The following is a 22,794-nucleotide window of genomic DNA, read 5'->3' as shown; positions in this document are numbered from 1 at the left end:
CACCGATGATTCTGCTCCGTCGCCTGCTGGGTGACGTGCTGCGTCGGCAGCGCCAGCGCCAGGGCCGTACTCTGCGCGAAGTCTCCTCGTCCGCCCGAGTTTCTCTCGGCTATCTTTCCGAGGTGGAGCGGGGGCAGAAGGAGGCGTCTTCCGAGCTGCTCTCCGCGATCTGCGACGCGTTGGACGTACGGATGTCCGAGCTGATGCGCGAGGTCAGCGACGAACTGTCGCTGGCGGAGCTGGCACAGTCGGCCGCGGCGAGTGAACCGGTGACGGTACCGGTCCGCCCGATGCTCGGTTCGGTGTCCGTGACCTCGGTCGCGGGCGGTCCGGAGCGGGTGACCATCAAGGCACCTGCGGAAGCGGTGAACGTCGTAGCCGCCTGAGCACGAGTGCGCGAGCCGTGACGGCATGAGCGTGGCCGGAGCCCCGGTCGGTGCGTGAGCACCGGCCGGGGCTCCCGGCCGTTCTGGGTGCGGGGGCGGCGGGCTTGCGGGAGGATGGTCGCAGTCCGTAGCGCGGCCACACCCCGGGAGGCAGCCGTGCGGCGATTACTTGTGCCCCTCGTGCTGGCGGCGGCCGTGCTGTGGTGCTGGGCGGTGCTGCGACTGGCCCTGGCGCCCGACGAGTCCGGCCCCCTGGAGGGGGCGGCGGCCGTGGGCGGCTGGGGGCTCGGGCTGCTGCCCGTGCACTGCACGCCGGAGCCGTCCCGGACCTCCCGGGAGGCCCGGGCCTCCCGGCTCACTACCAGGGCATCGACACCCCGCCGTTCGGACGCAGGATCTGACCCGTCATGAACGAGGAGGCGTCCGAGGCCAGGTAGAGCACGGCCCGGGCGATGTCCTCGGGTTCGCCGACCCGGCCGAGCGGGGACATCCGGACCATCACCGCCTCGGTCCGCTCCTGGACCTCCGGGCCGTGACGGGCGGTCATGGAGGTGCGGACCCAGCCCGGGGCGACGGCGTTGACCCGGATGCCGTGCGGGCCGGCCTCGGTGGCGAGGGTCCTGGTGAGTTGGACGACCGCGGCCTTGGCGGCGCTGTAGCAGAGCAGACCGGGTTGGGCGGCGTCGACGGCGCCGGAGGCCATGGTGACGATCGAGCCGGGGCGGCCGGCGGAGATCATGGCGCGGGCGGCCTCCTGGCAGGTGCGCCACACCCCCTTGAAGTTGACGTCCAGGACGCGGTCAAGGTCCTCGTCCGCCGTGTCCAGGACGCTGCTGGTGTGCATGATCCCGGCGATCGCGGCGGCGATGTCGAGCGGGCCCGCGGCGGCCACGGCCGCCCTGAGGGCGCCCCGGTCGGTGACGTCCAGGGGGTGTGCCACGGCCCGTCCGCCGGCCTCCGCGATCAGCTCGACCGTCCGGGCCAGGCCCGCCGCGTCGCGGTCGGCGCAGTGCACGGCCGCGCCCGCGGACGCCAGCAGCAGGGCGGTGGCCCGGCCGATGCCGCCCGCGGCGCCGGTGACGAGGGCGGTGCGTCCGGTGAGGTCGTACGGGGCCGGGGGCGCGCTGGTGGGTGAGGGCATGCCGGGACCGTACGACCGGATCTGACGGGGCGTCAACTATCGGGTTGCGATTGCGGGGCGGGTCCGGACTGGCAGCGCGGGCACCAGTAGGCCGGCCGCCCGTCCTGGAGGTCCTCGCGGACCGGGGTGCCGCAGCGCAGGCACGGGCGGTGGGCGCGGCCGTAGACGAAGAGCTCCTGTCCGGGGCGGCGGATGCCGGTGGTGTTGCGGCCCCCGTGCTCGCCGGTGTTGGCGGCGAGCAGCCGCCGGGCGGCCTCGGCGAGCCGGACGGCGGTGGTCCCGGGGTCGGGGAGGGAGCCGACCGGGGTCCACGGGGTGACCTGGGCGAGGAAGCAGAGCTCGGCCTTGTAGACGTTGCCGATGCCGGCCAGGTTGCGCTGGTCGAGCAGGGCCTCGCCGAGGGGGCGCTCGGGGGTCGCGAGCAGGTTGGCGGCGGCCCGGGCGGCGTCCCAGTCGGGGCCGAGGAGATCGGGGCCCAGGTGGCCGACGGCCCGGTTCTCGTCGGCGGTGCGGAGCAGTTCGACGACCGGGAGGCGGTAGCCGACGGCGGTGTGGTCCGCGGTGCCGAGGACGGCGCGGATCTCGTGGGCGGGGCCGCCGTGCCAGGGCCGGCCGGCGGCGAAGACGCGCCAGGCGCCGTCCATGCGCAGGTGGGTGTGGAGCGTGAGGCCGCCCTCGAACCGGGCGAGGAGGTGCTTGCCGCGCGGCACGACCTCCAGGGTGGTGCGCCCGGTGAGGTCGGTGGTGGCCAGGCGGGGGACGCGCAGGTCCCAGCGGGTGAGCTCGCGGCCGGCCAGGGCGGTGTGCAACCGGGCGGCCGCCCGCCAGACGCTGTCTCCTTCGGGCATGGCCCCATTGTGGCCCCGCGGGGCGGGGTGGCACCGGGCGTGCGAAGTGGCACCGGACGGGCCGGGGAACGGGCCGAGCCCCTGCGACGGGGTGCCGTCGCAGGGGCTCGGTGTGTCGGTGTGGCTGCCGCCGGGGCCGGTGCGGGCCGGTGGTGGGCCGGTGGTGGGCCGCCCACCCCCTCTCGACCTCTCGACCCGTGGGCCGCTTACTTCCAGACGAGGCCCTTGCCCTTGCTCAGGGAGTTGTACGGGTCGCCCCAGTACTCGGCCCCGGAGACCTTGGTGTCGGCCGAGGGCGCCAGCGCGACCGCACAGCCGGTCTGGGTCTGGCCGTTGGTGAAGCCCTTCGGCAGGGACTCGGCCGGGCACTTGTCGAACTTGCCTATGACGGCCAGCTTGCCCGCCTCGGAGCCGTCGCCGAGCAGGCCCTTGATGTGGCCGACGGAGGCGAAGGAGAGGTCGGTGGTGCCGACGTTCTTCACCGAGTAGCGGATGTAGTAGGGAACCTTGCCCTTGACCTGGTCGCCGAGCTTGAAGACGTCCAGGTCGGCCGCGTTGCCCTGCTCGATCGCGGTGACGGTGAGGGCGATCGTGCCGCCCTTGGTGCTGCCGTAGTCGAACGGGACGGTCGCCGTCTCGCCGAGCTTGAACTGCTGGCCGGACTTGGCCTGGCCGGCCGCACCCGCGGCGGGCGCGCTGGAGCCGTAGCCGGACGGGGAGCTCGGGGCCGCGCTGCTGGGCTGCTCGGCCGGGGCGGCCGGGGCGGCCGGCGCGGACGAGGCAGGGGCGGACGGCGCGGCGGGGATCTCCTCGTTGCCGTTCTTGCAGCCCGTCAGGCTCAGCGTGCCCGCAACCGCCAGACCGATGACGCCCGTCGTGGTCCGTCGCATGGTGCTCATTCTTCTCTTCCCCCATGTAGGTGCTTTTTCGGTGCGGCATCGTCAGGAGTGATGCCTGCGTGGATCTTGATAGTCCAGAAACGATCAGCCATGCCAGCCAGAACGGGCTCCGTGACATGCCCAATACATAAGCGCGACGTAAGCGCAATGGTCGGTACGGCTCCGCAGCTTTATGCCAGCCTCACTCGTGGCGCTTCGGCGCACCGTCAGTGGCGCAGTCGCAGGCCCCGCGGAGTGGCGTGGAAGCCCGCCGCCTCAAGAGCTGTGCCCAGCGCGGACGTCAGCGCCGGGGCCGCATTGATCCGCTCCACCGTCAGCGCCGGCAGCGTGCCCGCACGGGAGGCCTCCGTCAGCGCGGCGGTCGCCGCCGCCAGCCGCGGATCCTCCGCAGGGGGCCACGCCAGCAGCGTCTTGCCCCCGCGCTCCAGGTACAGCGTCAGCTCGCCGTCGACCAGCACCACCAGGGAGCCCGCCTTCCGGCCCGGCTTGTGCGAGGCCCCCGCCGGGGGCTCCGGCCACGGCAGCGCCGCCCCGTACGCGTTCGCCGGGTCGGCGGCCGCCAGCACCACCGCCGCCAGCGGCGGGGGGTTCCGCTCCGCCGACCGCAGCCGGTCCACCGCACCGTCCATGGCGAACTGGGCCGCGCCCAGCCCCTCCACCACGTAGCCGCGGCGGGCCTGGCCGCTGTCCTCGAACGCCGACAGGACCCGGTACACGGCGCTGAAACCGCCCGCCACGCCCTCGGCGGCCACTGCGCCCCGGGTGACCACCCCGTGCCGGTCCAGCAGCGTGCGGGCCAGCGCGTGCGCCCGGTGCGTCGGGTCCGCGGCCCGGCCGGGCAGCAGCGACCAGCGCCCCGACACCGTCGGCGGCCCCGGCCGGGACACCTGCGCGCCGAGCGTGCCGTACCGCCCGCGCGGCACCGTGCGCCGGGCGCGGTGCGCGGTGGCCCCCGCGGTACGGCCGGAACCCAACAGGGAACGCAGTGGGGCCAGGGAGTCGTTCGTCAGCCGGCCGGACCAGGCCAGGTCCCAGACCGCCTCGGACAGTTCGAGGTCGGTGGCCTCCGGATGCCCTGCGCGGACCGACTGGGCCAGCTGCCGGAAGAACAGGCCGTACCCGCCCGACAGCGCGTCCAGGACCGCCTGGTGCAGGGGCGTCAGCTCCAGCGGGTGCGGCTCGGGCAGCAGCAGCGGCGCCGCGTCCGCCAGGTACAGCGAGACCCAGCCGTCCTTGCCCGGCAGCGCCCCGGCCCCCGCCCACACCACCTCACCGGTCGTGGTCAGCTCGTCCAGCAGGGTCGGCGCGTACCCCGCCACCCGTGACGGCAGGACCAGCCGCTCCAGCGCCGAGGCCGGCACCGGCGCGCCCTGCAACTGTTCGACCGCCCGGGCCAGGCCGTCGATGCCGCGCAGCCCCCCGCCCAGGTGTTGCCACTGCGGCAGGAACGTGGCCAACGATGCGGGGGGTACCGGCTCCAACTCCTGGCGCAGTGCGGCCAGCGAACGCCGGCGCAGCCTGCGCAGCACGGCCGCGTCGCACCACTCCTGGCCGATGCCCGCCGGGTGGAACTCGCCCTGCACGACCCGGCCGGCCGCCGCCAGCCGCTGCAGCGCGCCGTCGGTGACCGCCGCTCCCAGCCCGAAGCGGGCCGCGGCCGCCGCCGTGGTGAACGGGCCGTGCGTGCGCGCGTACCGGGCCAGGAGGTCGCCGAGCGGGTCCTTGACCGGCTCGGTGAACGCCTCCGGCACCCCGACGGGCAGCGCCGTGCCCAGCGCGTCGCGCAGCCGCCCCGCGTCCTCGACCGCCGCCCAGTGCTCCGCCCCGCCGATCCGCACCCGGATGGCCCGCCGGGCGTCCGCGAGCTCCTGCGGCCAGGCCGGGTCGGCGCCCCGCTCGACCAGCTCGGCCCCGGTCAGCGGGCCCAGCAGCCGCAGCAGGTCGGCGACCGACTCCGCGTCCTTGGCCCGCCGGTCCTCGGTGCGCCACTGCAGCTCCCGCTCCAGTTCCCCCAGTACCTCGGGGTCCAGCAGCTCGCGCAGCTCCGCGTGGCCGAGCAGCTCCGCCAGCAGCCGGGAGTCCAGCGACAGCGCGGCCGCCCTGCGCTCTGCGAGCGGCGAGTCCCCCTCGTACAGGAACTGGGCGACGTACCCGAACAGCAACGACCGGGCGAACGGAGACGGCTCGGGGGTGGTCACCTCCACCAGGCGGACCCGGCGGGACTCGATGTCCCCCATCAGCTCCGTCAGGCCCGGCACGTCGAAGACGTCCTGCAGGCATTCCCGTACGGCCTCCAGCACGATCGGGAACGACCCGAACTCCGAGGCCACCTGGAGCAGCTGGGAGGCGCGCTGGCGCTGCTGCCACAACGGCGTGCGCCGGCCAGGGTTGCGGCGCGGCAGCAGCAGGGCGCGCGCCGCGCACTCCCGGAACCGGGAGGCGAACAGGGCGGAACCGCCCACCTGGTCCGTGACGATCCCGCCGACCTCGCCGTGATCGAAGACCACGTCCGCCGCGCCCAGCGGGGCCTGTCCCTCGTCGAACTCGAAGGAGCGGGCGGCGGCCGGATCGTGGTCCAGCAGGTCCATCGAGAGCAGGTCCGCGTCCGGTAGCCGCAGCACGATGCCGTCGTCGGCATGCATGACCTGCGCGTCCATGCCGTACCGCTCGGTGAGCCGGGCGCCGAGGGCCAGCGCCCACGGGGCGTGCACCTGCGCCCCGAACGGGGAGTGCACCACGACCCGCCAGTCGCCCAGCTCGTCGCGGAACCGCTCGACCACGACCGTCCGGTCGTCCGGCACGTGCCCGCACGCCTCCCGCTGCTCCGCCAGGTACGCCAGCACGTTCTCCGCGGCCCAGCCGTCCAGGCCCGCCGCCAGCAGCCGCAGCCGCGCGTCCTGCACGGACAGCGCGCCCAGCTCCCGCAGGAACGCGCCCACCGCACGGCCCAGTTCGAGGGGGCGGCCCAGCTGGTCGCCCTTCCAGAACGGCAGCCGGCCCGGCACCCCGGGCGCGGGGGACACCAGCACCCGGTCGCGGGTGATGTCCTCGATCCGCCACGAGGTGGTGCCCAGGGTGAACACGTCGCCCACCCGGGACTCGTACACCATCTCCTCGTCGAGCTCGCCGACCCGGCCGCCGCCCTTCTTCGGGTCGGCCCCGGCCAGGAACACGCCGAACAGCCCCCGGTCGGGGATGGTGCCGCCCGAGGTGACCGCCAGGCGCTGCGCCCCCGGCCGGCCCGTCACGGTGCCCGCGACCCGGTCCCACACCACCCGCGGCCGGAGCTCGGCGAACGCGTCCGACGGGTATCGGCCCGCCAGCATGTCCAGGACCCCGGTGAACGCCGACTCCGGCAGCGCCGCGAACGGCGCGGCCCGCCGCACCAGGGCCAGCAGCTCGTCCAGCTGCCAGGTGTCCATCGCGGTCATCGCCACCAGCTGCTGCGCCAGGACGTCCAGCGGGTTCGACGGGATGCGCAGCGACTCGATGGCCCCGGTGCGCATCCGCTCGGTGACCACCGCCGCCTGCACCAGGTCGCCACGGTACTTGGGGAAGACGACCCCCCTGGAGACCGCGCCCACCTGGTGCCCGGCCCGGCCCACCCGCTGCAGCCCCGAGGCCACCGAAGGCGGGGACTCCACCTGCACCACCAGGTCGACGGCGCCCATGTCGATGCCCAGCTCCAGGCTGGACGTGGCGACCACGGCGGGCAGCCGGCCCGCCTTCAGGTCCTCCTCCACCAGCGCCCGCTGCTCCTTGGACACCGAGCCGTGGTGCGCGCGGGCCAGCAGCGGCGGGGCCCCCTGCGCGGCGCCCGACTGGGCCATGATCTGGGCCGGCGGCGGCCCCTCGGGCAGCTGCTCGCCCGTCGCGCGCTCGTACGCGATCTCGTTGAGCCGGTTGCACAACCGCTCCGCGAGACGGCGGGAGTTGGCGAACACGATCGTCGAGCGGTGCGCCCGGACCAGGTCGGCGATCCGCTCCTCCACGTGCGGCCAGATCGACGGCTTGTCGCCGCCCTCCCGGTCCTCCGTGGCGGGGGAGCCGCCCAACTCGCCCATGTCCTCTACCGGTACGACCACCGACAGGTCGAACTCCTTGGCCGAGGGCGGCTGCACGATCTCCACCCGGCCGCGCGGCGCCAGGTAGCGGGCCACCTCCTCCACCGGCCGGACCGTCGCCGACAGCCCGATCCGCCGCGCCGGGCGCGGCAGCAGCTCGTCCAGCCGTTCCAGGGACAGCGCCAGGTGCGCCCCGCGCTTGGTCCCCGCCACCGCGTGCACCTCGTCCAGGATCACCGTCTCGACGCCGGCGAGCGCATCCCGCGTCGCCGACGTCAGCATCAGGAACAGCGACTCGGGCGTGGTGATCAGGATGTCCGGCGGCCGGTTCGCCAGCCCGCGCCGTTCGGCGGCCGGGGTGTCGCCCGAGCGGATCCCGACCCGGACGTCCGGTTCGGGCAGGCCCAGGCGGACCGACTCCTGCCGGATCCCGGTCAGCGGGCTGCGCAGGTTCCGCTCCACGTCGACCGCGAGGGCCTTCAGCGGGGACACGTACAACACCCGGCAGCGCTTCTTCGGCTCGGCCGGCACGGGCTCGGCCGCCAGCCGGTCGAGGGCGGCGAGGAACGCGGCCAGCGTCTTGCCGGAGCCGGTGGGCGCCACGACCAGCACGTCCGAGCCCTCCCCGATGGCCCGCCAGGCTCCCTCCTGGGCGGCGGTGGGCCCGGGGAAGGCCCCCGAGAACCAGGAGCGGGTCGCGGGGGAGAACGCGTCGAGCGCAGAGCCGGCCATGCCCCCATCCTGCACCCCGGCACCGACAACGGGCCCCGACCAGGGCCGATGCCCCGGCGAGGCCCTGGCGAGGGGCGGGGAGGCGGCGCGCGGGCCCGGCCGGGCGGGGCGCAGAATGGGGGAATGGCGGACGGCGGCGGGGACAGGGAGTGGGCACGGCACTGGCAGTACGCGGAGCTGCCCGGCCTGGACCTGCTGCGCGCCCACTACATCCGCCACGCCTTCCCCCGCCACGCCCACGACGGGTACGTGATCGCCGCCGTCACCGGCGGCATCGAGGAGGTCGGCCTGCCCGGGGGCACCGTCCACGCGGGACCCGGCAGCATCGTCCTGATCAACCCCGAGGTGCCGCACACCGCCCGCGCCGGGGCCCCCGAGGGCTGGGCGTACGCCACGCTCTACCCGTCCCGGGAGCTGATCGCCGACGTGGCCGCCGAGATCGCCGGGCTGCGCGGCACCCCCGGCTTCACCGTCGACTCGGTCGCCGACCCGCAGACCTCGCACACCATCACCGAGATCCACCGGGCCGCGGAGGAGGGCAACGCCCTCGCCGCCGACACCCTGCTGCGCACCGCCGTGGCGCGGATCCTGACCCGGCACGCCGGGCCGCTGCCCGCCCGGGCGGCGCGGAGCGCAGGCGCATCGGACGCGGCGCGGGCCCGCGCGGTGCTCCAGGAGCGGATGGCGGGGCCGCCGTCGCTGGAGCAGCTGGCCGCGGAGCTCGGGACCAGCCCGTTCGCCCTGCTGAGGGCCTTCCGGGAGCGGTACGGGATGCCGCCGCACACCTGGCTGACCGACGCGAGGGTCAGGCGGGCGCGCCGGCTGCTGGACGCGGGCACGGCCCCGGCCGAGGCGGCCGCCGCCGTCGGTTTCACCGACCAGCCGCACCTCAACCGGCACTTCACCCGCATCGTGGGGGTGACGCCGGGGGCCTACCGGCGGGAGCGGCGGGCCGGGTAGCGCACGGGCCGGCCGGTCGCGCCCGGCGTGCACGGCGCTCAGGGCCGCCGCCTGCAAGAACGTACAAGACCGGGCCGGGCCGTCCTGCGTACGGTCACGGCGTGGGAGAACGTCAGACAGTCATACGAGAGACACGGGAGACCCCCGAGGAGGTCGCCGGGCGGCCGCGCGCCGCCGTCGTGCGGGACGCCCTCGGGGTGGGGGTGGCCGTCGGCCTGTCCGGCTTCGCGTTCGGGGTGACCGCGGCCGGGTCCGGGCTCAGCGCCCTGCAGGCCGGTGCACTGAGCCTGCTGGTGTTCACCGGCGCCTCGCAGTTCGCGCTGGTCGGGGCACTGGCCGCGGGCGGGAACCCGTTCACGGCCGCCGCCGGGGCCTTCTTCCTCGGCACCCGGAACGCCTTCTACGGGCTGCGCCTGTCGCAGCTGCTCGCGCTGCCCCGGGCCGCGAAGCCGTTCGCCGCCCACTGGGTGATCGACGAGACCACCGCCGTGTCCCTGGCCCAGCCGGACCGCAGGTCGGCGCGGCTCGGGTTCACCGTGACCGGGCTGGCCCTCTTCGTCCTGTGGAACCTCACCACCGTGCTGGGCGCGCTCGGCGCCGAGGCCATCGGGGACACCGCCGCCTGGGGGTTGGACGCCGCCGGGCCCGCCGTCTTCCTCGCGCTGCTCGCGCCGATGCTGAAGAGCACCACCGAGCGGGCCGTCGCCGCGCTCGCGCTCGTCCTCGGGCTGGGCCTGCTGCCCTTCCTGCCCGCCGGACTGCCGGTGCTCGTCGCCGCGCTCGCCGCTCCCGCGGTCCTCTGGTCGAAGGGACGACGCCCGTGAACGTGTGGATCGCCATCGCGCTGACCGCCGTCGGCTGCTACGCCGTCAAACTGGCCGGGCTCCTCGTGCCCGCCGGAGCGTTGGAGCGGCCGCTCGTGCGTCGGCTCGCCGAGCTGCTGCCGGTCGCCCTGCTCGCCGCGCTCACCGCCCAGCAGACCTTCGCCACCGGGCAGGAGGTGGTCCTCGACGCGCGGGCCGCCGGGCTCGTCGCCGCGGGGCTGGCGCTGGTGCTGCGGGCGCCCTTCCTCGTGGTGGTCGGCGCCGCCGTCGCGGTCACCGCGGCGGTGCGGGCCCTGGGCGGATAGCGCCGCCGCAGGAGCCGCCCGCAGGAGCCGCCCGCGGGGGTGCACCGCGCGGGCGGGATACTGGGTGCATGCGTCTGACGATTTTCTGGGAGCGGATGGCCGAGCACTTCGGCGCGGGCTACGCGGACTCCTTCGCACGGGACCACGTCATGTCGGAGCTCGGCGGGCGCACCGTCCACCAGGCACTGGAGGCCGGCTGGGAGGCCAAGGACGTGTGGCGCGCCGTGTGCGCGGCGATGGACGTCCCGGCCTCGCTGCGCTGAGTGCGGGCCCACCCGTTTCCCCGTACGGGCGCCGGGTGGGACAGACTGGGCCGCGTGGCAGCCACCGATGAGACGACCCAGCACACCGAGCCGGCCGACCGGGCCGCGCAGGCCGCGCAGGCCGAACGGGCCGAACGGGCCGGGACGCCCGACGCGGCCGAACCCGCCGACCGGGTGGGGCCCGCGGGCGCGAGGGGACCTGCCGACCGGATGCCGCGCTGGCTGCCCCGCGCCGTCCTCCTCGTCCTGGGCCTGGTCGCCTGCTACCAGCTCGGCAGCTGGGCCTTCCACCAGCTGATCGGGCTGCTCGTCAACATCCTGATCGCGTTCTTCCTGGCCCTCGCGATCGAACCGGCCGTGTCACGGATGGCGGCCCGCGGCATGCGCCGCGGGCTCGCCACCTTCCTGGTGTTCCTCGGGGTGTTCGTCGCCGCGGTCGGCTTCGTCGTCCTGCTCGGCTCGATGCTCGCCGGGCAGATCGTCGACATGGTGGAGGGCTTCCCGCGCTATCTCGACTCCGTGATCAACACGATCAACGCGACCTTCCACACCGAGCTGTCCCGGCTGGAGATCCAGGACAGCCTGCTGCGCTCGGACTGGCTGCAGAAGTACGTGCAGGACAGCGCGAGCGGCGTGCTCGACGTGTCCGCCACGGTGCTCGGCGGACTCTTCCGCCTGCTGACCGTCGGCCTCTTCTCGTTCTACTTCGCCGCGGACGGGCCGCGGCTGCGGCGCGCACTGTGCTCGGTGCTGCCCCCGGCGAAGCAGTCGGAGGTGCTGCGCGCCTGGGAGATCGCCGTCGCCAAGACCGGCGGCTACCTCTACTCGCGCGGGCTGATGGCCCTGGCCTCCGGGATCGCCCACTACGTGGTCTTCGCGGTGCTGGGCGTGCCGTACGCGCCGGCGCTCGCGGTGTGGGTGGGGCTGGTCTCCCAGTTCATCCCCACCATCGGCACCTACCTGGCCGGCGCGCTGCCCACGCTGATCGCCTTCACCGTCAACCCCTGGTACGCGCTGTACGTCCTCGGGTTCGTCGTGGTCTACCAGCAGTTCGAGAACTACGTGCTGCAGCCCAAACTGACCTCGCGGAGCGTGGACATCCACCCGGCGGTGGCCTTCGGGTCGGTCATCGCGGGGACCGCCCTGCTGGGCGCGGTCGGGGCGCTCATCGCGATCCCGGCCGTCGCCACCCTGCAGGCCTTCCTCGGCGCGTACGTCAAGCGGTACGAGCTGACGGAGGAGGCCGACGCCGCTACTCCTGCTTCCCGCCGGCCGGGCCGAGTACGGCTGCCAGGGCGTCGCTGACGGCCGCTTCCACGGCGGGCTTCTCCAGGCCGAGACCGCTCAGCACGCCCTCGCCGTGCTCCAGCTCCAGGAGCGCGAGCAGGATGTGCTCGGTCCCGACGTAGTCGTGACCGAGGCGCAGGGCCTCGCGGAACGTCAGCTCCAGGGCCTTCTTGGCGGAGGCGTCGAAGGGCACCAGGTCGGGCACGGTGCCGTCGGTCGCGGCGGGCAGGGTGGCGGTGGCCGCGGCGCGCACGGCGTCCGGGGCGACGCCCTGGGAGCGCAGGGCGAGGACCGCGAGACCCTGTTCCTCGGCCAGCAGGCCGAGGACGAGGTGCTCGGTGCGGATCTCGGTGTTCCCCGCGGCGCGGGCCTCGCGCTGCGCCGACACGACGACGCTGCGGGCGCGCGGGGTGAAGCGGCCGAAGCCCTGGTTGGACTGGAAGTCGCTGCCCTCGCCCTCCTTGTCGGCCTTGGGCACGAAGCGCTTCTGGGCGGCCTGGCGGGTGACGCCCATGCTGCGGCCGATGTCGGTCCAGGAGGCGCCGGAGCGGCGGGCCTGGTCGACGAAGTGGCCGATGAGGTGGTCCGCGACGTCGCCGAGGTGCTCGGCGACGACCACGGCGCCGCTGAGCTGGTCGAGGGCGTCGGGGTGGGACTTCTTGATGGCCTCGATGAGGTCGTCGAGGCGTACCGGGTTGGTCATGCGAACGGGTTCCTCTGAAGGGTTCGTCATGAGTGCAACCGTAGGTTGACAGTCGAGAGGGTGTCAACCGCAGGTTGTCACTCGCGTGTGCCTGGCCGATATACAGGTGCGTCGTGGCCGGTTCGGTTGACCTGATGCCCATGACTGTCGCCGTGAGCCGGGCGGGCGCGGGCGGCCGCACCGCCCGTCCGGTGGGCGGCCGGGACCGGCCGACCGGATCGCGCCTCCTGCGGTCCCGATCGGTGGCGGCGCTGCGCAGCGGCGGTGTCGCGGCCGCCGCCCTGCTGCCCCTGGTCGGGATCGGCGCCCTGCTGCACGAGCCGGTGCCGATCCCGCCCGTCGCGGCGAGCGCCGCCATCGTCCACGGGGTCCCCGCCCTGCCGCTCGCGCAACCGCGCAGCGTCGTCGGCGGACACCTGCTGTGCGCCGGTGTGGGGTACGCGGTGCCGGCGGCGCCCGGTGGGGCGCCCTGGGCGGCCGCCTCCCGCACCCGCCCCGGCGGGGTCCGCCATCCCGTGTGCTGGTGGCGCGACCCGGTCCGGGGTCCGGGCCGTCGTGACGGGGTCGGGGCGTGAGGCCCGCGCGCCCGAGAACGCTCCTCGCCGCCGCGCACGTCATCCGGCTTCGGGTGCGGCCTCGCCTTCTGCGGGGTCCGGCTCCGCCCGCCGGGTGTGTGACCGGGCACAGCGGGCGGCCTGCTCGGGCCGGCCGCGGAGCTCCGCTCGGCCGGTCGGTATGCCCACCCGCGGGACGAAATGCCCGGTCGCAGCGCTGTCCGCCGCGGCGGCGGGGTCCGGCTTGACAGGGAAATCGAACATCCATTCTGATGGGTTATCCACAGCCGAACCGGCGCGGCAGCGCATTGTCAGTGGCAGGCGTTAGCGTCAATGGCGTGAAGCGATCGACTCAAGCAACCCGGGTGGAACCCATGGCAGGCACCGACCGCGAGAAGGCTCTCGACGCCGCGCTCGCACAGATTGAACGGCAATTCGGCAAGGGTGCGGTCATGCGCCTCGGCGACCGGCCGAACGAGCCCATCGAGGTCATCCCCACCGGGTCGACCGCACTGGACATCGCCCTCGGCGTCGGCGGCCTGCCGCGCGGCCGCGTCGTCGAGATCTACGGTCCGGAGTCCTCCGGTAAGACGACCCTGACCCTGCACGCCGTGGCCAACGCGCAGAAGGCCGGCGGCACCGTCGCCTTCGTGGACGCCGAGCACGCGCTCGACCCGGAGTACGCGCGGGCCCTCGGCGTCGACACCGACAACCTGATCCTGTCCCAGCCGGACACCGGCGAGCAGGCCCTGGAGATCGTGGACATGCTGGTCCGCTCCGGCGCCCTCGACCTCATCGTCATCGACTCCGTCGCCGCCCTCGTGCCGCGCGCGGAGATCGAGGGCGAGATGGGCGACTCGCACGTCGGTCTCCAGGCCCGTCTGATGAGCCAGGCCCTCCGCAAGATCACCAGCGCGCTCAACCAGTCCAAGACCACCGCGATCTTCATCAACCAGCTCCGCGAGAAGATCGGCGTCATGTTCGGCTCCCCGGAGACCACCACCGGTGGTCGGGCGCTGAAGTTCTACGCCTCGGTGCGCATCGACATCCGCCGCATCGAGACCCTGAAGGACGGCACGGAGGCGGTCGGTAACCGCACCCGCTGCAAGGTCGTCAAGAACAAGGTCGCGCCGCCCTTCAAGCAGGCCGAGTTCGACATCCTCTACGGCCAGGGCATCAGCCGCGAGGGCGGCCTGATCGACATGGGTGTGGAGCACGGCTTCATCCGCAAGGCCGGTGCCTGGTACACGTACGAGGGCGACCAGCTCGGCCAGGGCAAGGAGAACGCCCGCAACTTCCTGAAGGACAACCCGGACCTCGCCAACGAGATCGAGCGGAAGATCAAGGAGAAGCTCGGCGTCGGTGTCCGCAAGGGCGCCCAGCCCGCCGGCGAGACCCCCGCGGGGGAGACGGCCGCCGCTGACGGCGACGCCAAGAACGTTCCCGCCCCGGCGGCGAAGGCGAGGGCGGCCAAGACCGCCGCCGCCAAGAGCTGACCGATGCGGGAACACGAAGGGGACGGCGGCTCCGGCACGACGAGGGCCGAGCGGGAGCTGCCGCCCCAGAGTCCCGAGGAACAGGCGCGGGCGATCTGCCTGCGCCTGCTCACCGGGATGCCGCGGACCCGGCGCCAGCTCGCGGACGCCCTGGCCAAACGGGGCATCCCCGAGGAGGTGTCGCAGGAGGTCCTCTCCCGGTTCGAGGAGGTGGGCCTGATCGACGACGCCGCCTTCGCCGGCGCCTGGGTCGAGTCCCGCCACCGCGGCCGGGGCCTCGCCCGCCGGGCCCTCGCCCAGGAGCTGCGGACCAAGGGGGTGCAGGCCTCCCACGTCCAGGAAGCCCTGGAGCAGCTGGACTCCGAACAGGAGGAGCAGACCGCCCGCGACCTCGTCGAGCGGAAGCTGCGCGCCACGCGGGGCCTGGACCGTGACAAGCGCATCCGACGGCTCGCCGGAATGCTCGCACGCAAGGGATATCCGGAGGGCATGGCCCTGCGCGTGGTGCGGCGCGCCCTGGAGGCCGAGGGCGAGGACCTCGACGACGCGCTGGAGTACCCGGGCGGCTGACCCACCCCGCGCGGGCGCGGGGTGGGGACAGCCCCCGGGCCCGCACGCCGGACCGCTCCAATGCCAACGCCCGGCCCCGGCGGCAGAGTTGGGCGCATGATGCTGCGCTACGCCCTTCAGACCGTCAGGGACCGCAAAGCCGGCTTCCTCGGCGCCTTCACCGCACTGCTGTGTGCAGCGGCCCTCATCACGGCCTGCGGCACGCTCCTGGAAACCGGACTCCGCGGAAGGATCGCCACCGAGCGCTACGCGGCCACCCCGGTCCTCGTCTCCGCCGACCAGAACGTGCACCGGACCACGGTCAAGGAGAAGAAGGGCAAGACCAAGACGAAGCACAAGGCCAAGCCCGTGGCCGAGCGGGCCTGGCTGCCGGCCGCCATGCTCGGGGCGGTGCGCTCCGTGCCCGGCGTCGAGCGGGCCGTCCCCGAACTCACCTTCCAGGCCGTCCCCCTCGTCGGGCAGCCGGCCTCCCATGGTGGCGGTGGCGGTGGCGCGGCCCGGCCGCCCGCCCCGTACGGGCACGCCTGGAGCTCCGCCGCGCTCACCCCCTTCACGCTCGCCGAAGGCCGCGCCCCCCAGGGCCGCGGCGAGGTCGTCGTCGACCGCGAACTGGCCGCCCGCGCCGGACTACGGCCCGGCAGCCGGCTCACCGTCCAGGCCACCGGCGTACCCGAGGAGTACACGGTCAGCGGCATCGCCCGACCGGACCGGGGCCGGCTCACCCGGCAGAGCGCCCTGTTCTTCTCCGACGCCGAGGCCCAGCGGCTCGCAGCCCGCGACGGGCAGGTCACCGCGATCGGCGTCCTGCCCGCACCCGGAGTCGACCCCGGCGAACTCGCCCAGCGGATCCGCCGGGCACTGGCCGGCACCGGTAGCGGCACCGGCGGCGCCGGGGCCCAGGTCAGCGTGGGGGACGAGCGCGGCCCCGTCGAATTCCTCGACGCGGCCGGTGCCCGGGTCAAACTGGTCTCCATGGGCGGGGCCATGGGCGGCACCGCCCTGCTCGTGGCCGTCCTCGTCGTCGTCGGCACCTTCGCCCTGTCCGTCCAGCAGCGCCAGCGCGAACTCGCCCTGTTGCGCGCCATCGCGGCCACCCCCCACCAGCTGCGCCGCATGATCGGCCGGGAAGCGCTGCTCGTCGGACTGGCCGCCGGGGTCGTCGGCGCGTTCGCCGGACTGCCCCTCGCCGCCTGGCTGCACGGCCGCTTCGTCGACGGCGGGATCGTCCCCGCCACCCTGGAGCGCACCGCCGGGATCTTCCCGATGTTCGCCGCCGTCGGGGCGAGCCTGCTCGGCGCGTGGGCCGCCGCCCGGATCACCGCCCGGCGCATCGCCCGCATCCGCCCCGCCGAGGCGCTCGCCGAAGCGGCCGTCGAGCGGGCCCGGCCCGCGTGGATCCGGATCGTGATCGGGCTGCTGGTGCTGGCCGCCGGTGTCGTACTGGTCGTCGTTCTGGGCTCGCTGCGCACCGAGCCGGCGTCCACCCCGGTGACCTTCCTCGCCGTGATCGTCCTCGCCGGGGCCGTCGCGCTGCTCGGCCCGCTGCTCGTCCGGGGTGCGGCCGCACTGCTCGCCGGCCCGCTGCGGCTGGCCGGCGCCGGCGGCCACCTCGCCACGGCCAACCTGCGGGGCAACGCGACCCGGATGGCCTCCGCCGTCACCCCGCTCACCCTGCTCATCGGCATGACGTGCACCGTCCTGTTCATCGCGCCGACGCTCGGCCACGCCGTCCGGGAACAGGCCCGCGACGGGGTCCGCGCCGGGTGGGTGCTGGCCGGGCAGGGCCCCGGCATCCCCGCCGAGGCCGCCGATGCGGTCCGCCGGACCCCCGGGGTCACGGCCGCCACCGAGATCGTCCGGACCTCGGTGCGGGTCGGGCTGACCAAGTACGCAGCGCAGGGCGTCACCCCCGCCGGGCTCGCCCGGACCTGGGACCCCGCCGTGACCGCCGGCAGCCTCGACGGCTTCGGCGAGCGCGGCGCCGCGGTCAGCGAACTCGCCGCCGAGCAGCTCGGGCTGAAGCCCGGCAGCGAGCTGGAGGTGGCCCTCGGCGACGGCACCCCGGCCAGGCTGACCGTGGCGGCCGTGTACGCGCGGGGCCTCGGCTTCGGAGACCTGACCCTGCCGCACGGGCTGGTCGCGGCACACGTCGACAACCCGCTGGCAGGTGCGGTGCTGGTGGCCGCCGAGCCGGGTACCGGGAGGGAACGGCTGGCCGCGGCCGTGGCCCGGTTCCCGGGCGTGGCGGTGCTGTCGGCGCGCGACGCCGACCGGGCGCGCGCGGAACGACAGCGGGAGGGGGCCGAGCTCAACCTGCTGGCGATGGGGCTGGTGCTCGCGTTCACCGCGATCGCGGTCGTCAACACCCTCGCCATGTCGACGGCGGAGCGGTTCCGGGAGTTCGCCATGCTGCGGCTGGCCGGGGCGAAGCGGCGGCAGGTGCTGCGGATGCTGCGGGTGGAGGCGCTGGCCGTGCTGCTGATGGGGGCCGTGCTGGGGTCGGGGATCTCGTCGGCCGTGCTGACCGCTTTCAGCGTGGGGATGACGGGGGTGGCGGAGCCGGTGATGCTGCCGGTGGTGTACGTGGGGGTCGTGGGGGTCGCGGGGTTGCTGGCGGTGGCGGCCACCGCCGTGCCGGGGCGGGGGGTCCTGCGGATCCGCCCGGTCGACGTCGCCACGTCGAGGTAACCGGGCCCGGGCCCGAGCCCGGGCCCTCGGCCCGGCCCCGGCTCGGCCTCGCCCGGCTGAGGGGCCCGGGCCGTCGCCCCACCCCCTTCCGCCCGCTGAGGCCGCGCCGCCGAGTCGCTGCCGCTGCCGTGGGTCGGCGGTGGGTGCCGCTGCGCGGAGCCTGCCCCTCCCCACCCTTCCACCGTTCCCTGGGGCTCCGCCCCAGACCCCGCGCCTCAAACGCCGGCGGGGCTGGAATGGGCGGGGCTGGGGGGTGGGTGGGTTCTGGCTCGGAGCGCGCGCTTCGAATGCCGGCGGGGCTGGAATGGGCGGGGCCGGAGGGTGGGAGGGGGCGGTTGGGGGGTGGGTGGGTTCCGGCGCAGAGAGCGCGCCTCAGACACCGCGGGGCGGGAAGGTGGCGGGCTGGAGGGTGGTGGCGGGGTGCCGGGTGGGGCGGTAGCCCCAGCCGGCAGGTCGGGGGCTCGGGGCTATGGCGTGGGGGGCGGTGGTGTGGTGGGGAGGCCCGCGGTTCTCCAGGACTGGAAGCCGCCCGTCAGGTCCGTGGCCTGGTGGAGGCCCAGCGCGTGGAGGGAGGCCACCGCGAGGGAGGAGGCGTAGCCCTCGTTGCAGAACACGATCACCCGTAGGTCGTGCGAGGTGGCCTCGGGGAGGCGGTGGGATCCCTGTGGGTCGAGCCGCCACTCCAGTTCGTTGCGTTCGACCACGAGCGCGCCGGGGACCAGCCCGTCGCGTTCGCGCAGCGCCTGGTAGCGGATGTCCACCAGCAGGGCGCCGGCCAGGTGCGCCGCGTACGCCTCCTCGGGGGTGATGCGGGTGTACGTGGAGCGGACCCGGTCCAGGAGGGTGTCGATGCCGATCGGGGGGCGGGTCACTGCCAGTCCTCCGGGCGTTCCACGTGCTCCAGGGTCAGGACGCTCCCCGTGCGGCCGTAGCGGCGGATCAGCGGCAGCGGCGGGTGGTAGGCGTGGACCGAGATCGCGTGCTCGTCGGGGGAGACGTTGAGGACCTCGTGCACGTGGTGTTCACCGAAGGCCCGGCCGGTGCCCGGCCCCAGGCTTCGGCTGCGGTCCACGTCCGGCGCGAGTTCCAGGCTGCGCCAGCCCTCGGACGGGATGCGGGCGGCCAGGGAGCGCTCGGTGAGGCGGCCGCGCGCGGTGGCGAAGGCACCGCGCGACTCGGCGTGGTCGTGCCAGCCGGTGCCGGTGCCCGGCGGCCAGCCGATGACCCAGGCCTCGCTGCCGGCCGGCCCGTCCAGCCGGATCCAGGTGCGGCCCGCGGGGTCGAGGGGCAGGGAGTCGATGACGGCCGTGTCGGCGGCCGTACGGAGGGCGAAGGCGAGGAGTTCGGCGGCTGTTACGGCAGGGGTGTGGGCGTGCGCGGGCACGGCTGCGGAGGCAGACATGGTGGTGTGGACCGTCCTGGGGTTCGCGACATGGGCGCGCCGACGGGCGCGGTGGAAGGAGGCGAATCAGCAGGAAGGGCGACACACGCAGCCGGCGTAGCGGACCAGGTCCATGTGGACCCTCCGCCACAGGCGTACGTCGCTGCCGGTCATGACGGGGAGTCAAGCACGGGAGCGCACCGTGGTCAATCGATCACGTGCTCAATCGGTCACGGGGGCGGTGGCAGGGGTGGGCGCGGGGGCGGGGGTCGAGGGGGCCGTACGGGTCGGGGCACCCATGCGGACGGCGTCCGCGGCCTCGTACAGCTCCGCCGGCCGCACCCCCGCGAAGGTGGCCGCCAGGTGTCCGTCGGGCCGGACCAGCAGGACGGTGTGCGCCGCGGCCCCCGGGTAGTCGTCCGCGACGAGGAGTTCCGCGCGCACCGGCAGCGCGGCCACGGCCGCCGCCAGCCGCGGCATCAGGCCGGCGCCGAGCCAGTGCCGCCGGTCCCAGACCCCGGTCCCGGGGGCGACCAGCACCACCAGCAGCCGGCCGCGGCCGAGCAGGTCGCGCAGCGGCACGGTCGACCCGTCGGGCGCGGACACCGCGACGTTGGCGACGGCTCCGCCCGGCTCGGTCGCGGTCGGCACCTCCCGTACGGCGACGGGCGGGGCGTACGAGGGCTGCGCGCCCAGCGGTCCCCGGCCGAGATGGCTGTCGGTGAGCAGGGCTTCGGCGCGGGCCGAGCCGGGCAGCAGGGTCCGCAGCCCGCCGCCGCCGCGCAGGGCCGACATGGCCTGGTCGGCGGCGCGCAGCCGGGCCGCGACCGCAGTGCGCCGCTCGTCCGCGTAGCTGTCGAGCAGGGCCTCGGAGGCTCCCTGGTGCCAGGCGATGCCCAGCTTCCAGGCCAGGTTCTCGGCGTCCCGGAGCCCTTCCTCGACGCCCTGGGTGCCGAGCGCGCCCAGCAGGTGGGCGGCGTCCCCGGCGAGGAAGGCGCGCCGGTCGCGCCAGGTGCGGGCGAGCCGGTGGTGCAGGGTGTGGACGCCGGTGTCGAGGAGGTCGTACGGGGGTGTGGTGCTCCCGCACCAGCCGACGACGGTGTCCCGGACGAGGTTGACCAGCGCGTCGGGAGTGACGAGTTCACCGCGGGCCGGCAGCAGCCAGTCCAGCCGCCACACCCCGTCGGCCAGAGGCCGGGCGGTGATCTCCTGAGGCGGGTCGCGGTGCAGGAGGGCCTCGCCGGGCCAGGGGAGTTCGATGCGCAGCGCGGCCACGGCGTGCCGCTCGACGGCGGTGCGCCCGGGGAAGCGGATGCCGAGGAGCTTGCGCACGGTGGAGCGGGCCCCGTCGCAGCCGACCAGGAAACTCCCGCGCCACCAGGTGGTTTCCGCACCCCGGGTGTGGGCCGTGACCCCGCGGTCGTCCTGCTCCAGGGCGTCCAGCTTGCTCTCGGCGACGAACTGGACCAGCGGGTGGGCCGCGGCGGCTGCTCGCATCCCGCGGGTGAGGGCATGCTGCGGCACGTGCAGGGGCGCCGGCTCTTCGTCGAAGGTGATCCGGCCGGTGTCGCGGCTGCGCCGCATGGTGCGCCAGGCCGCGTAGTACGCGCCCTCGTCGCGCAGGGTGGCACAGCCCAGCCGCTCGGCCATGGCGGCGGTGTCGGAGTGCAGGACGACGGTGCGGGCCGGGCGGGGGAGATCCTTGCCGGGCCCCTCGTCGAGCACGATCGAGGGCACGCCCTGGCCGGCCAGGGCGAGGGACAGCGACAGTCCGACGGGCCCCGCGCCGACGACGATCACCGGGTCCACGAGGCGGCTCCCGATGTCCGGTATGTGATCACAGAACGTATGCAACCCACTGGAGGTGCCTGCGTCAAGTGACCCCAGACCCGGGTATGCGTGTGGTGGGGGGGGGGGGGGGGGGGGGGGGGGGGGGGGGGGGGGGGGGGGGGGGAGGGCCCCCCCCCCACCACATGTGCCACGCCAGTGTACTGACCGGGTGTCAGGGAGCCTTGCCCACGCCGGCCGCGCCGCCCGCGTCGACCTCGGCGACGTCGCCCTCGACGACGGCGCCCGTGCCCTTCTTCGACGTCCGCAGCCGCTTCTCCAAGAAGGAGGCCAGGGCGGTCAGGGTGAAGTTCACCGCGATGTAGATCAGGGCGATCACGACCATGGTCGCGATGGTGTTGCTGTAGTTGGCGGAGATCTGCCGGTTCATCGACATCAGGTCGGCGAAGCCCAGGGCGGCGCCGCCGAGCGCGGTGTCCTTGAGGATCACCACGAGCTGGCTGACCAGCGCGGGCAGCATCGCCGTGACGGCCTGCGGGACCAGGACGTACGTCATGATCTGGCCCTTGCGCATGCCGATCGCCTTGGCCGCGTCGGTCTGGCCGCGCGGCAGCGTCAGGATGCCGGCCCGGACGATCTCGGCGATGACCGAGGCGTTGTACAGGACCAGGGCGGTGACCACGGCGTACAGCGGCCGCAGATCGGAGCTGACCGTGCCGAGCATGACGTACAGCGCGGAGCTGAAGAACATCAGCATCAGGACCGGGATGGCGCGGAAGAACTCCACGACCGCGCCGACCGGGACGCGCACCCACGCGTGGTCGGAGAGCCGGGCGATGCCGAGGAGCGCGCCGAGCGGCAGCGCGATCACCATGGCGATCAGGCCGGCCTTGAGGGTCTCGCCGAGACCGGGCAGCAGGAACGTCGTCCAGATCTGGCTGTCCGTGACGAACGGGGTCCACTTGTCGGCGTCGAGCTGGTTCTGCTCGGCCATGAGGGACAGCACCCACCACAAGGCGAGCGCGAGGAGCACCACGAAGGCGCCGGTGTAGATCCAGTTGCGGACCTTGGCCTTGGGACCGGGCGTGTCGTACAGAACGGAGCTCATCGCTTCACCGCCACTCGCTTGGAGACCCAGCCCAGCAGGAGGCCGGTGGGCAGGGTCAGCAGGACAAAGCCGAGGGCGAAGACGGCGAAGACGGCGAAGATCGCGTCCGCCTCGTTCTCCAGCATTTCCTTCATCAGCAGGGCCGCCTCGGCCACGCCGATGGTCGCCGCCACCGTGGTGTTCTTGGTGAGGGCGATCAGTACGTTGGTGAGCGGTGCGACGACCGCCCGGAAGGCCTGGGGGAGCACGATCAGCGTGAGCACCTGGAAGAAGCTCAGCCCCAGCGCACGGGCCGCCTCGGCCTGCCCCACGGGCACGGTGTTGATGCCCGAGCGCAGCGCTTCACAGACGAACGTGCCGGTGTAGGCGATCAAGCCCAGGACCGCGAGGCGGAAGCCGATCTCCTTGAAGTTCTCGCCGCCGAGCGTGATCTTCAACGTCTGGTTGAGGCCCAGCGAGCAGCCGATGATCAGTAGGGTCAGCGGCGTGTTGCGCACGACGTTGACGTACGCGGTGCCGAAGGACCGCATGATCGGGACCGGACTGACCCGCATCCCGGCCAGGATCGTGCCCCAGATCAGGGATCCGACCGCGGAGTAGAGGGTGAGCTGCACCGTCACCCAGAAGGCTCCGAGCACGTCGTACTGCCCGGAAGTAAGAAAGTCGAACACGTTGCCCTGCGCTCTCCCCAGGATGGCCGGTGAGGTGGGGGGGGGGGGGGGGGGGGGGGGGGGGGGGGGGGGGGGGGGGGGGGGGGGGGGGGGGGGGGGGGGGGGGGGGGGGGGGGGGGGGGGGGG

General features: G+C 74.6%; 21 protein-coding genes. 10 read left to right on the top strand and 11 right to left on the bottom strand.

Annotated elements, in window-relative coordinates; genetic code table 11:
* Positions 1-5 precede the first annotated feature (5 nt).
* Positions 6-386 carry a helix-turn-helix domain-containing protein gene (locus ACZ4VL_RS32670; RefSeq protein ID WP_361101144.1) on the top strand — a complete coding sequence of 127 codons (381 nt, stop codon included), beginning with the start codon at positions 6-8 and terminating at the stop codon, positions 384-386.
* A 358-nt stretch (positions 387-744) separates the two neighbouring features.
* On the opposite strand, the gene ACZ4VL_RS32665 is transcribed toward ACZ4VL_RS32670, so the two are convergent.
* From ACZ4VL_RS32665 to ACZ4VL_RS32650, 4 genes are all read right to left on the bottom strand, one after another.
* Positions 745-1,527, bottom strand: coding sequence for an SDR family NAD(P)-dependent oxidoreductase (locus ACZ4VL_RS32665; protein ID WP_468207301.1), 783 nt, complete (start codon positions 1,525-1,527; stop codon positions 745-747).
* Positions 1,528-1,559: 32 nt separating this feature from the next.
* Positions 1,560-2,375 (bottom strand): DNA-formamidopyrimidine glycosylase family protein, encoded by an 816-nt coding sequence (locus tag ACZ4VL_RS32660; protein ID WP_468207300.1) that lies wholly within the window; start codon positions 2,373-2,375, stop codon positions 1,560-1,562.
* A 206-nt stretch (positions 2,376-2,581) separates the two neighbouring features.
* Positions 2,582-3,274 (bottom strand): hypothetical protein, encoded by a 693-nt coding sequence (locus ACZ4VL_RS32655; protein ID WP_468207297.1) that lies wholly within the window; start codon positions 3,272-3,274, stop codon positions 2,582-2,584.
* Between the two features lie 206 nt (positions 3,275-3,480).
* A complete protein-coding gene (locus tag ACZ4VL_RS32650; protein ID WP_468207294.1) occupies positions 3,481-8,070 on the bottom strand; it encodes an ATP-dependent helicase in 4,590 nt (1,529 codons plus the stop codon).
* 123 nt (positions 8,071-8,193) lie between these two features.
* Here ACZ4VL_RS32650 and ACZ4VL_RS32645 point away from each other — a divergent pair, with 123 nt between their 5' ends.
* The 5 genes from ACZ4VL_RS32645 to ACZ4VL_RS32625 all read left to right on the top strand — a co-directional run bounded on the left by ACZ4VL_RS32645 (position 8,194) and on the right by ACZ4VL_RS32625 (position 11,727).
* Positions 8,194-9,030, top strand: coding sequence for an AraC family transcriptional regulator (locus ACZ4VL_RS32645; RefSeq protein WP_468207292.1), 837 nt, complete (start codon positions 8,194-8,196; stop codon positions 9,028-9,030).
* Positions 9,031-9,152: 122 nt separating this feature from the next.
* Entirely contained in the window at positions 9,153-9,854 is a 702-nt protein-coding gene (locus ACZ4VL_RS32640) for an AzlC family ABC transporter permease (RefSeq protein ID WP_468207331.1), read from the top strand.
* The gene (locus tag ACZ4VL_RS32635) at positions 9,851-10,159 is read left to right on the top strand and encodes an AzlD domain-containing protein (protein WP_361101165.1); all 309 of its coding nucleotides are present in this window, start codon (positions 9,851-9,853) and stop codon (positions 10,157-10,159) included. Before ACZ4VL_RS32640 ends, ACZ4VL_RS32635 begins: the two co-directional genes overlap by 4 nt.
* Before the next feature lie 68 nt (positions 10,160-10,227).
* Positions 10,228-10,422 (top strand): DUF3046 domain-containing protein, encoded by a 195-nt coding sequence (locus ACZ4VL_RS32630; protein WP_179176983.1) that lies wholly within the window; start codon positions 10,228-10,230, stop codon positions 10,420-10,422.
* A 210-nt stretch (positions 10,423-10,632) separates the two neighbouring features.
* The gene (locus ACZ4VL_RS32625; protein WP_468207328.1) at positions 10,633-11,727 is read left to right on the top strand and encodes an AI-2E family transporter; all 1,095 of its coding nucleotides are present in this window, start codon (positions 10,633-10,635) and stop codon (positions 11,725-11,727) included.
* Here the strand turns inward: ACZ4VL_RS32625 and ACZ4VL_RS32620 are convergent.
* The gene (locus tag ACZ4VL_RS32620) at positions 11,675-12,442 is read right to left on the bottom strand and encodes a Clp protease N-terminal domain-containing protein (protein ID WP_468207287.1); all 768 of its coding nucleotides are present in this window, start codon (positions 12,440-12,442) and stop codon (positions 11,675-11,677) included. The genes ACZ4VL_RS32625 and ACZ4VL_RS32620 overlap by 53 nt on opposite strands.
* Positions 12,443-12,552: 110 nt before the next feature.
* On the opposite strand from ACZ4VL_RS32620, the gene ACZ4VL_RS32615 reads away from it, so the two are divergent.
* The 4 genes from ACZ4VL_RS32615 (at position 12,553) to ACZ4VL_RS32600 (ending at position 17,720) form a co-directional block, all read left to right on the top strand.
* Entirely contained in the window at positions 12,553-12,987 is a 435-nt protein-coding gene (locus ACZ4VL_RS32615; RefSeq protein WP_468207285.1) for an HPP family protein, read from the top strand.
* A gap of 353 nt (positions 12,988-13,340) precedes the next feature.
* Positions 13,341-14,462, top strand: coding sequence for a recombinase RecA (gene recA / locus ACZ4VL_RS32610; protein ID WP_468207282.1), 1,122 nt, complete (start codon positions 13,341-13,343; stop codon positions 14,460-14,462).
* Between the two features lie 3 nt (positions 14,463-14,465).
* Positions 14,466-15,032, top strand: coding sequence for a recombination regulator RecX (gene recX, locus ACZ4VL_RS32605; RefSeq protein ID WP_468207279.1), 567 nt, complete (start codon positions 14,466-14,468; stop codon positions 15,030-15,032).
* Between the two features lie 96 nt (positions 15,033-15,128).
* On the top strand, positions 15,129-17,720 hold the full coding sequence (locus ACZ4VL_RS32600) for an FtsX-like permease family protein (protein ID WP_468207277.1): 2,592 nt from the start codon (positions 15,129-15,131) through the stop codon (positions 17,718-17,720).
* A 467-nt stretch (positions 17,721-18,187) separates the two neighbouring features.
* Here the strand turns inward: ACZ4VL_RS32600 and ACZ4VL_RS32595 are convergent, their stop codons facing one another.
* The 6 genes from ACZ4VL_RS32595 to ACZ4VL_RS32570 all read right to left on the bottom strand — a co-directional run bounded on the left by ACZ4VL_RS32595 (position 18,188) and on the right by ACZ4VL_RS32570 (position 22,668).
* Positions 18,188-18,598 (bottom strand): rhodanese-like domain-containing protein, encoded by a 411-nt coding sequence (locus tag ACZ4VL_RS32595; RefSeq protein WP_468207325.1) that lies wholly within the window; start codon positions 18,596-18,598, stop codon positions 18,188-18,190.
* Entirely contained in the window at positions 18,589-19,122 is a 534-nt protein-coding gene (locus tag ACZ4VL_RS32590; RefSeq protein WP_468207274.1) for a cupin domain-containing protein, read from the bottom strand. Before ACZ4VL_RS32590 ends, ACZ4VL_RS32595 begins: the two co-directional genes overlap by 10 nt.
* Positions 19,123-19,188: 66 nt before the next feature.
* Positions 19,189-19,275: a putative leader peptide gene (locus tag ACZ4VL_RS32585; protein ID WP_361101195.1), complete on the bottom strand. Its 87-nt coding sequence runs from the start codon at positions 19,273-19,275 to the stop codon at positions 19,189-19,191.
* 48 nt (positions 19,276-19,323) lie between these two features.
* A complete protein-coding gene (locus ACZ4VL_RS32580) occupies positions 19,324-20,910 on the bottom strand; it encodes an FAD-dependent monooxygenase (protein ID WP_468207271.1) in 1,587 nt (528 codons plus the stop codon).
* 193 nt (positions 20,911-21,103) lie between these two features.
* Entirely contained in the window at positions 21,104-21,997 is an 894-nt protein-coding gene (locus tag ACZ4VL_RS32575) for an amino acid ABC transporter permease (protein WP_452942904.1), read from the bottom strand.
* Positions 21,994-22,668, bottom strand: coding sequence for an amino acid ABC transporter permease (locus tag ACZ4VL_RS32570; RefSeq protein ID WP_468207267.1), 675 nt, complete (start codon positions 22,666-22,668; stop codon positions 21,994-21,996). Before ACZ4VL_RS32570 ends, ACZ4VL_RS32575 begins: the two co-directional genes overlap by 4 nt.
* Between the last annotated feature and the right edge of the window lie 126 nt (positions 22,669-22,794).

The sequence above is a fragment of the Streptomyces sp. NPDC029014 genome (genome assembly GCF_055564695.1).
The sequence above is the reverse complement of the archived record's forward strand: the minus strand, read 5'-3'. Positions and strand labels throughout refer to the sequence as shown.

What these genes read in the sequence shown, in the direction of transcription:
- ACZ4VL_RS32670 (WP_361101144.1), top strand. Translation starts at nt 6, where the DNA reads ATGATTCTGCTCCGTCGCCTGCTGGGTGACGTGCTGCGTCGGCAGCGC.
- ACZ4VL_RS32665 (WP_468207301.1), bottom strand. Translation starts at nt 1,527, where the DNA reads ATGCCCTCACCCACCAGCGCGCCCCCGGCCCCGTACGACCTCACCGGA.
- ACZ4VL_RS32660 (WP_468207300.1), bottom strand. Translation starts at nt 2,375, where the DNA reads ATGCCCGAAGGAGACAGCGTCTGGCGGGCGGCCGCCCGGTTGCACACC.
- ACZ4VL_RS32655 (WP_468207297.1), bottom strand. Translation starts at nt 3,274, where the DNA reads ATGAGCACCATGCGACGGACCACGACGGGCGTCATCGGTCTGGCGGTT.
- ACZ4VL_RS32650 (WP_468207294.1), bottom strand. Translation starts at nt 8,070, where the DNA reads ATGGCCGGCTCTGCGCTCGACGCGTTCTCCCCCGCGACCCGCTCCTGG.
- ACZ4VL_RS32645 (WP_468207292.1), top strand. Translation starts at nt 8,194, where the DNA reads ATGGCGGACGGCGGCGGGGACAGGGAGTGGGCACGGCACTGGCAGTAC.
- ACZ4VL_RS32630 (WP_179176983.1), top strand. Translation starts at nt 10,228, where the DNA reads ATGCGTCTGACGATTTTCTGGGAGCGGATGGCCGAGCACTTCGGCGCG.
- ACZ4VL_RS32625 (WP_468207328.1), top strand. Translation starts at nt 10,633, where the DNA reads ATGCCGCGCTGGCTGCCCCGCGCCGTCCTCCTCGTCCTGGGCCTGGTC.
- ACZ4VL_RS32620 (WP_468207287.1), bottom strand. Translation starts at nt 12,442, where the DNA reads ATGACGAACCCTTCAGAGGAACCCGTTCGCATGACCAACCCGGTACGC.
- ACZ4VL_RS32615 (WP_468207285.1), top strand. Translation starts at nt 12,553, where the DNA reads ATGACTGTCGCCGTGAGCCGGGCGGGCGCGGGCGGCCGCACCGCCCGT.
- recA (WP_468207282.1), top strand. Translation starts at nt 13,341, where the DNA reads ATGGCAGGCACCGACCGCGAGAAGGCTCTCGACGCCGCGCTCGCACAG.
- recX (WP_468207279.1), top strand. Translation starts at nt 14,466, where the DNA reads ATGCGGGAACACGAAGGGGACGGCGGCTCCGGCACGACGAGGGCCGAG.
- ACZ4VL_RS32600 (WP_468207277.1), top strand. Translation starts at nt 15,129, where the DNA reads ATGATGCTGCGCTACGCCCTTCAGACCGTCAGGGACCGCAAAGCCGGC.
- ACZ4VL_RS32590 (WP_468207274.1), bottom strand. Translation starts at nt 19,122, where the DNA reads ATGTCTGCCTCCGCAGCCGTGCCCGCGCACGCCCACACCCCTGCCGTA.
- ACZ4VL_RS32585 (WP_361101195.1), bottom strand. Translation starts at nt 19,275, where the DNA reads ATGACCGGCAGCGACGTACGCCTGTGGCGGAGGGTCCACATGGACCTG.
- ACZ4VL_RS32575 (WP_452942904.1), bottom strand. Translation starts at nt 21,997, where the DNA reads ATGAGCTCCGTTCTGTACGACACGCCCGGTCCCAAGGCCAAGGTCCGC.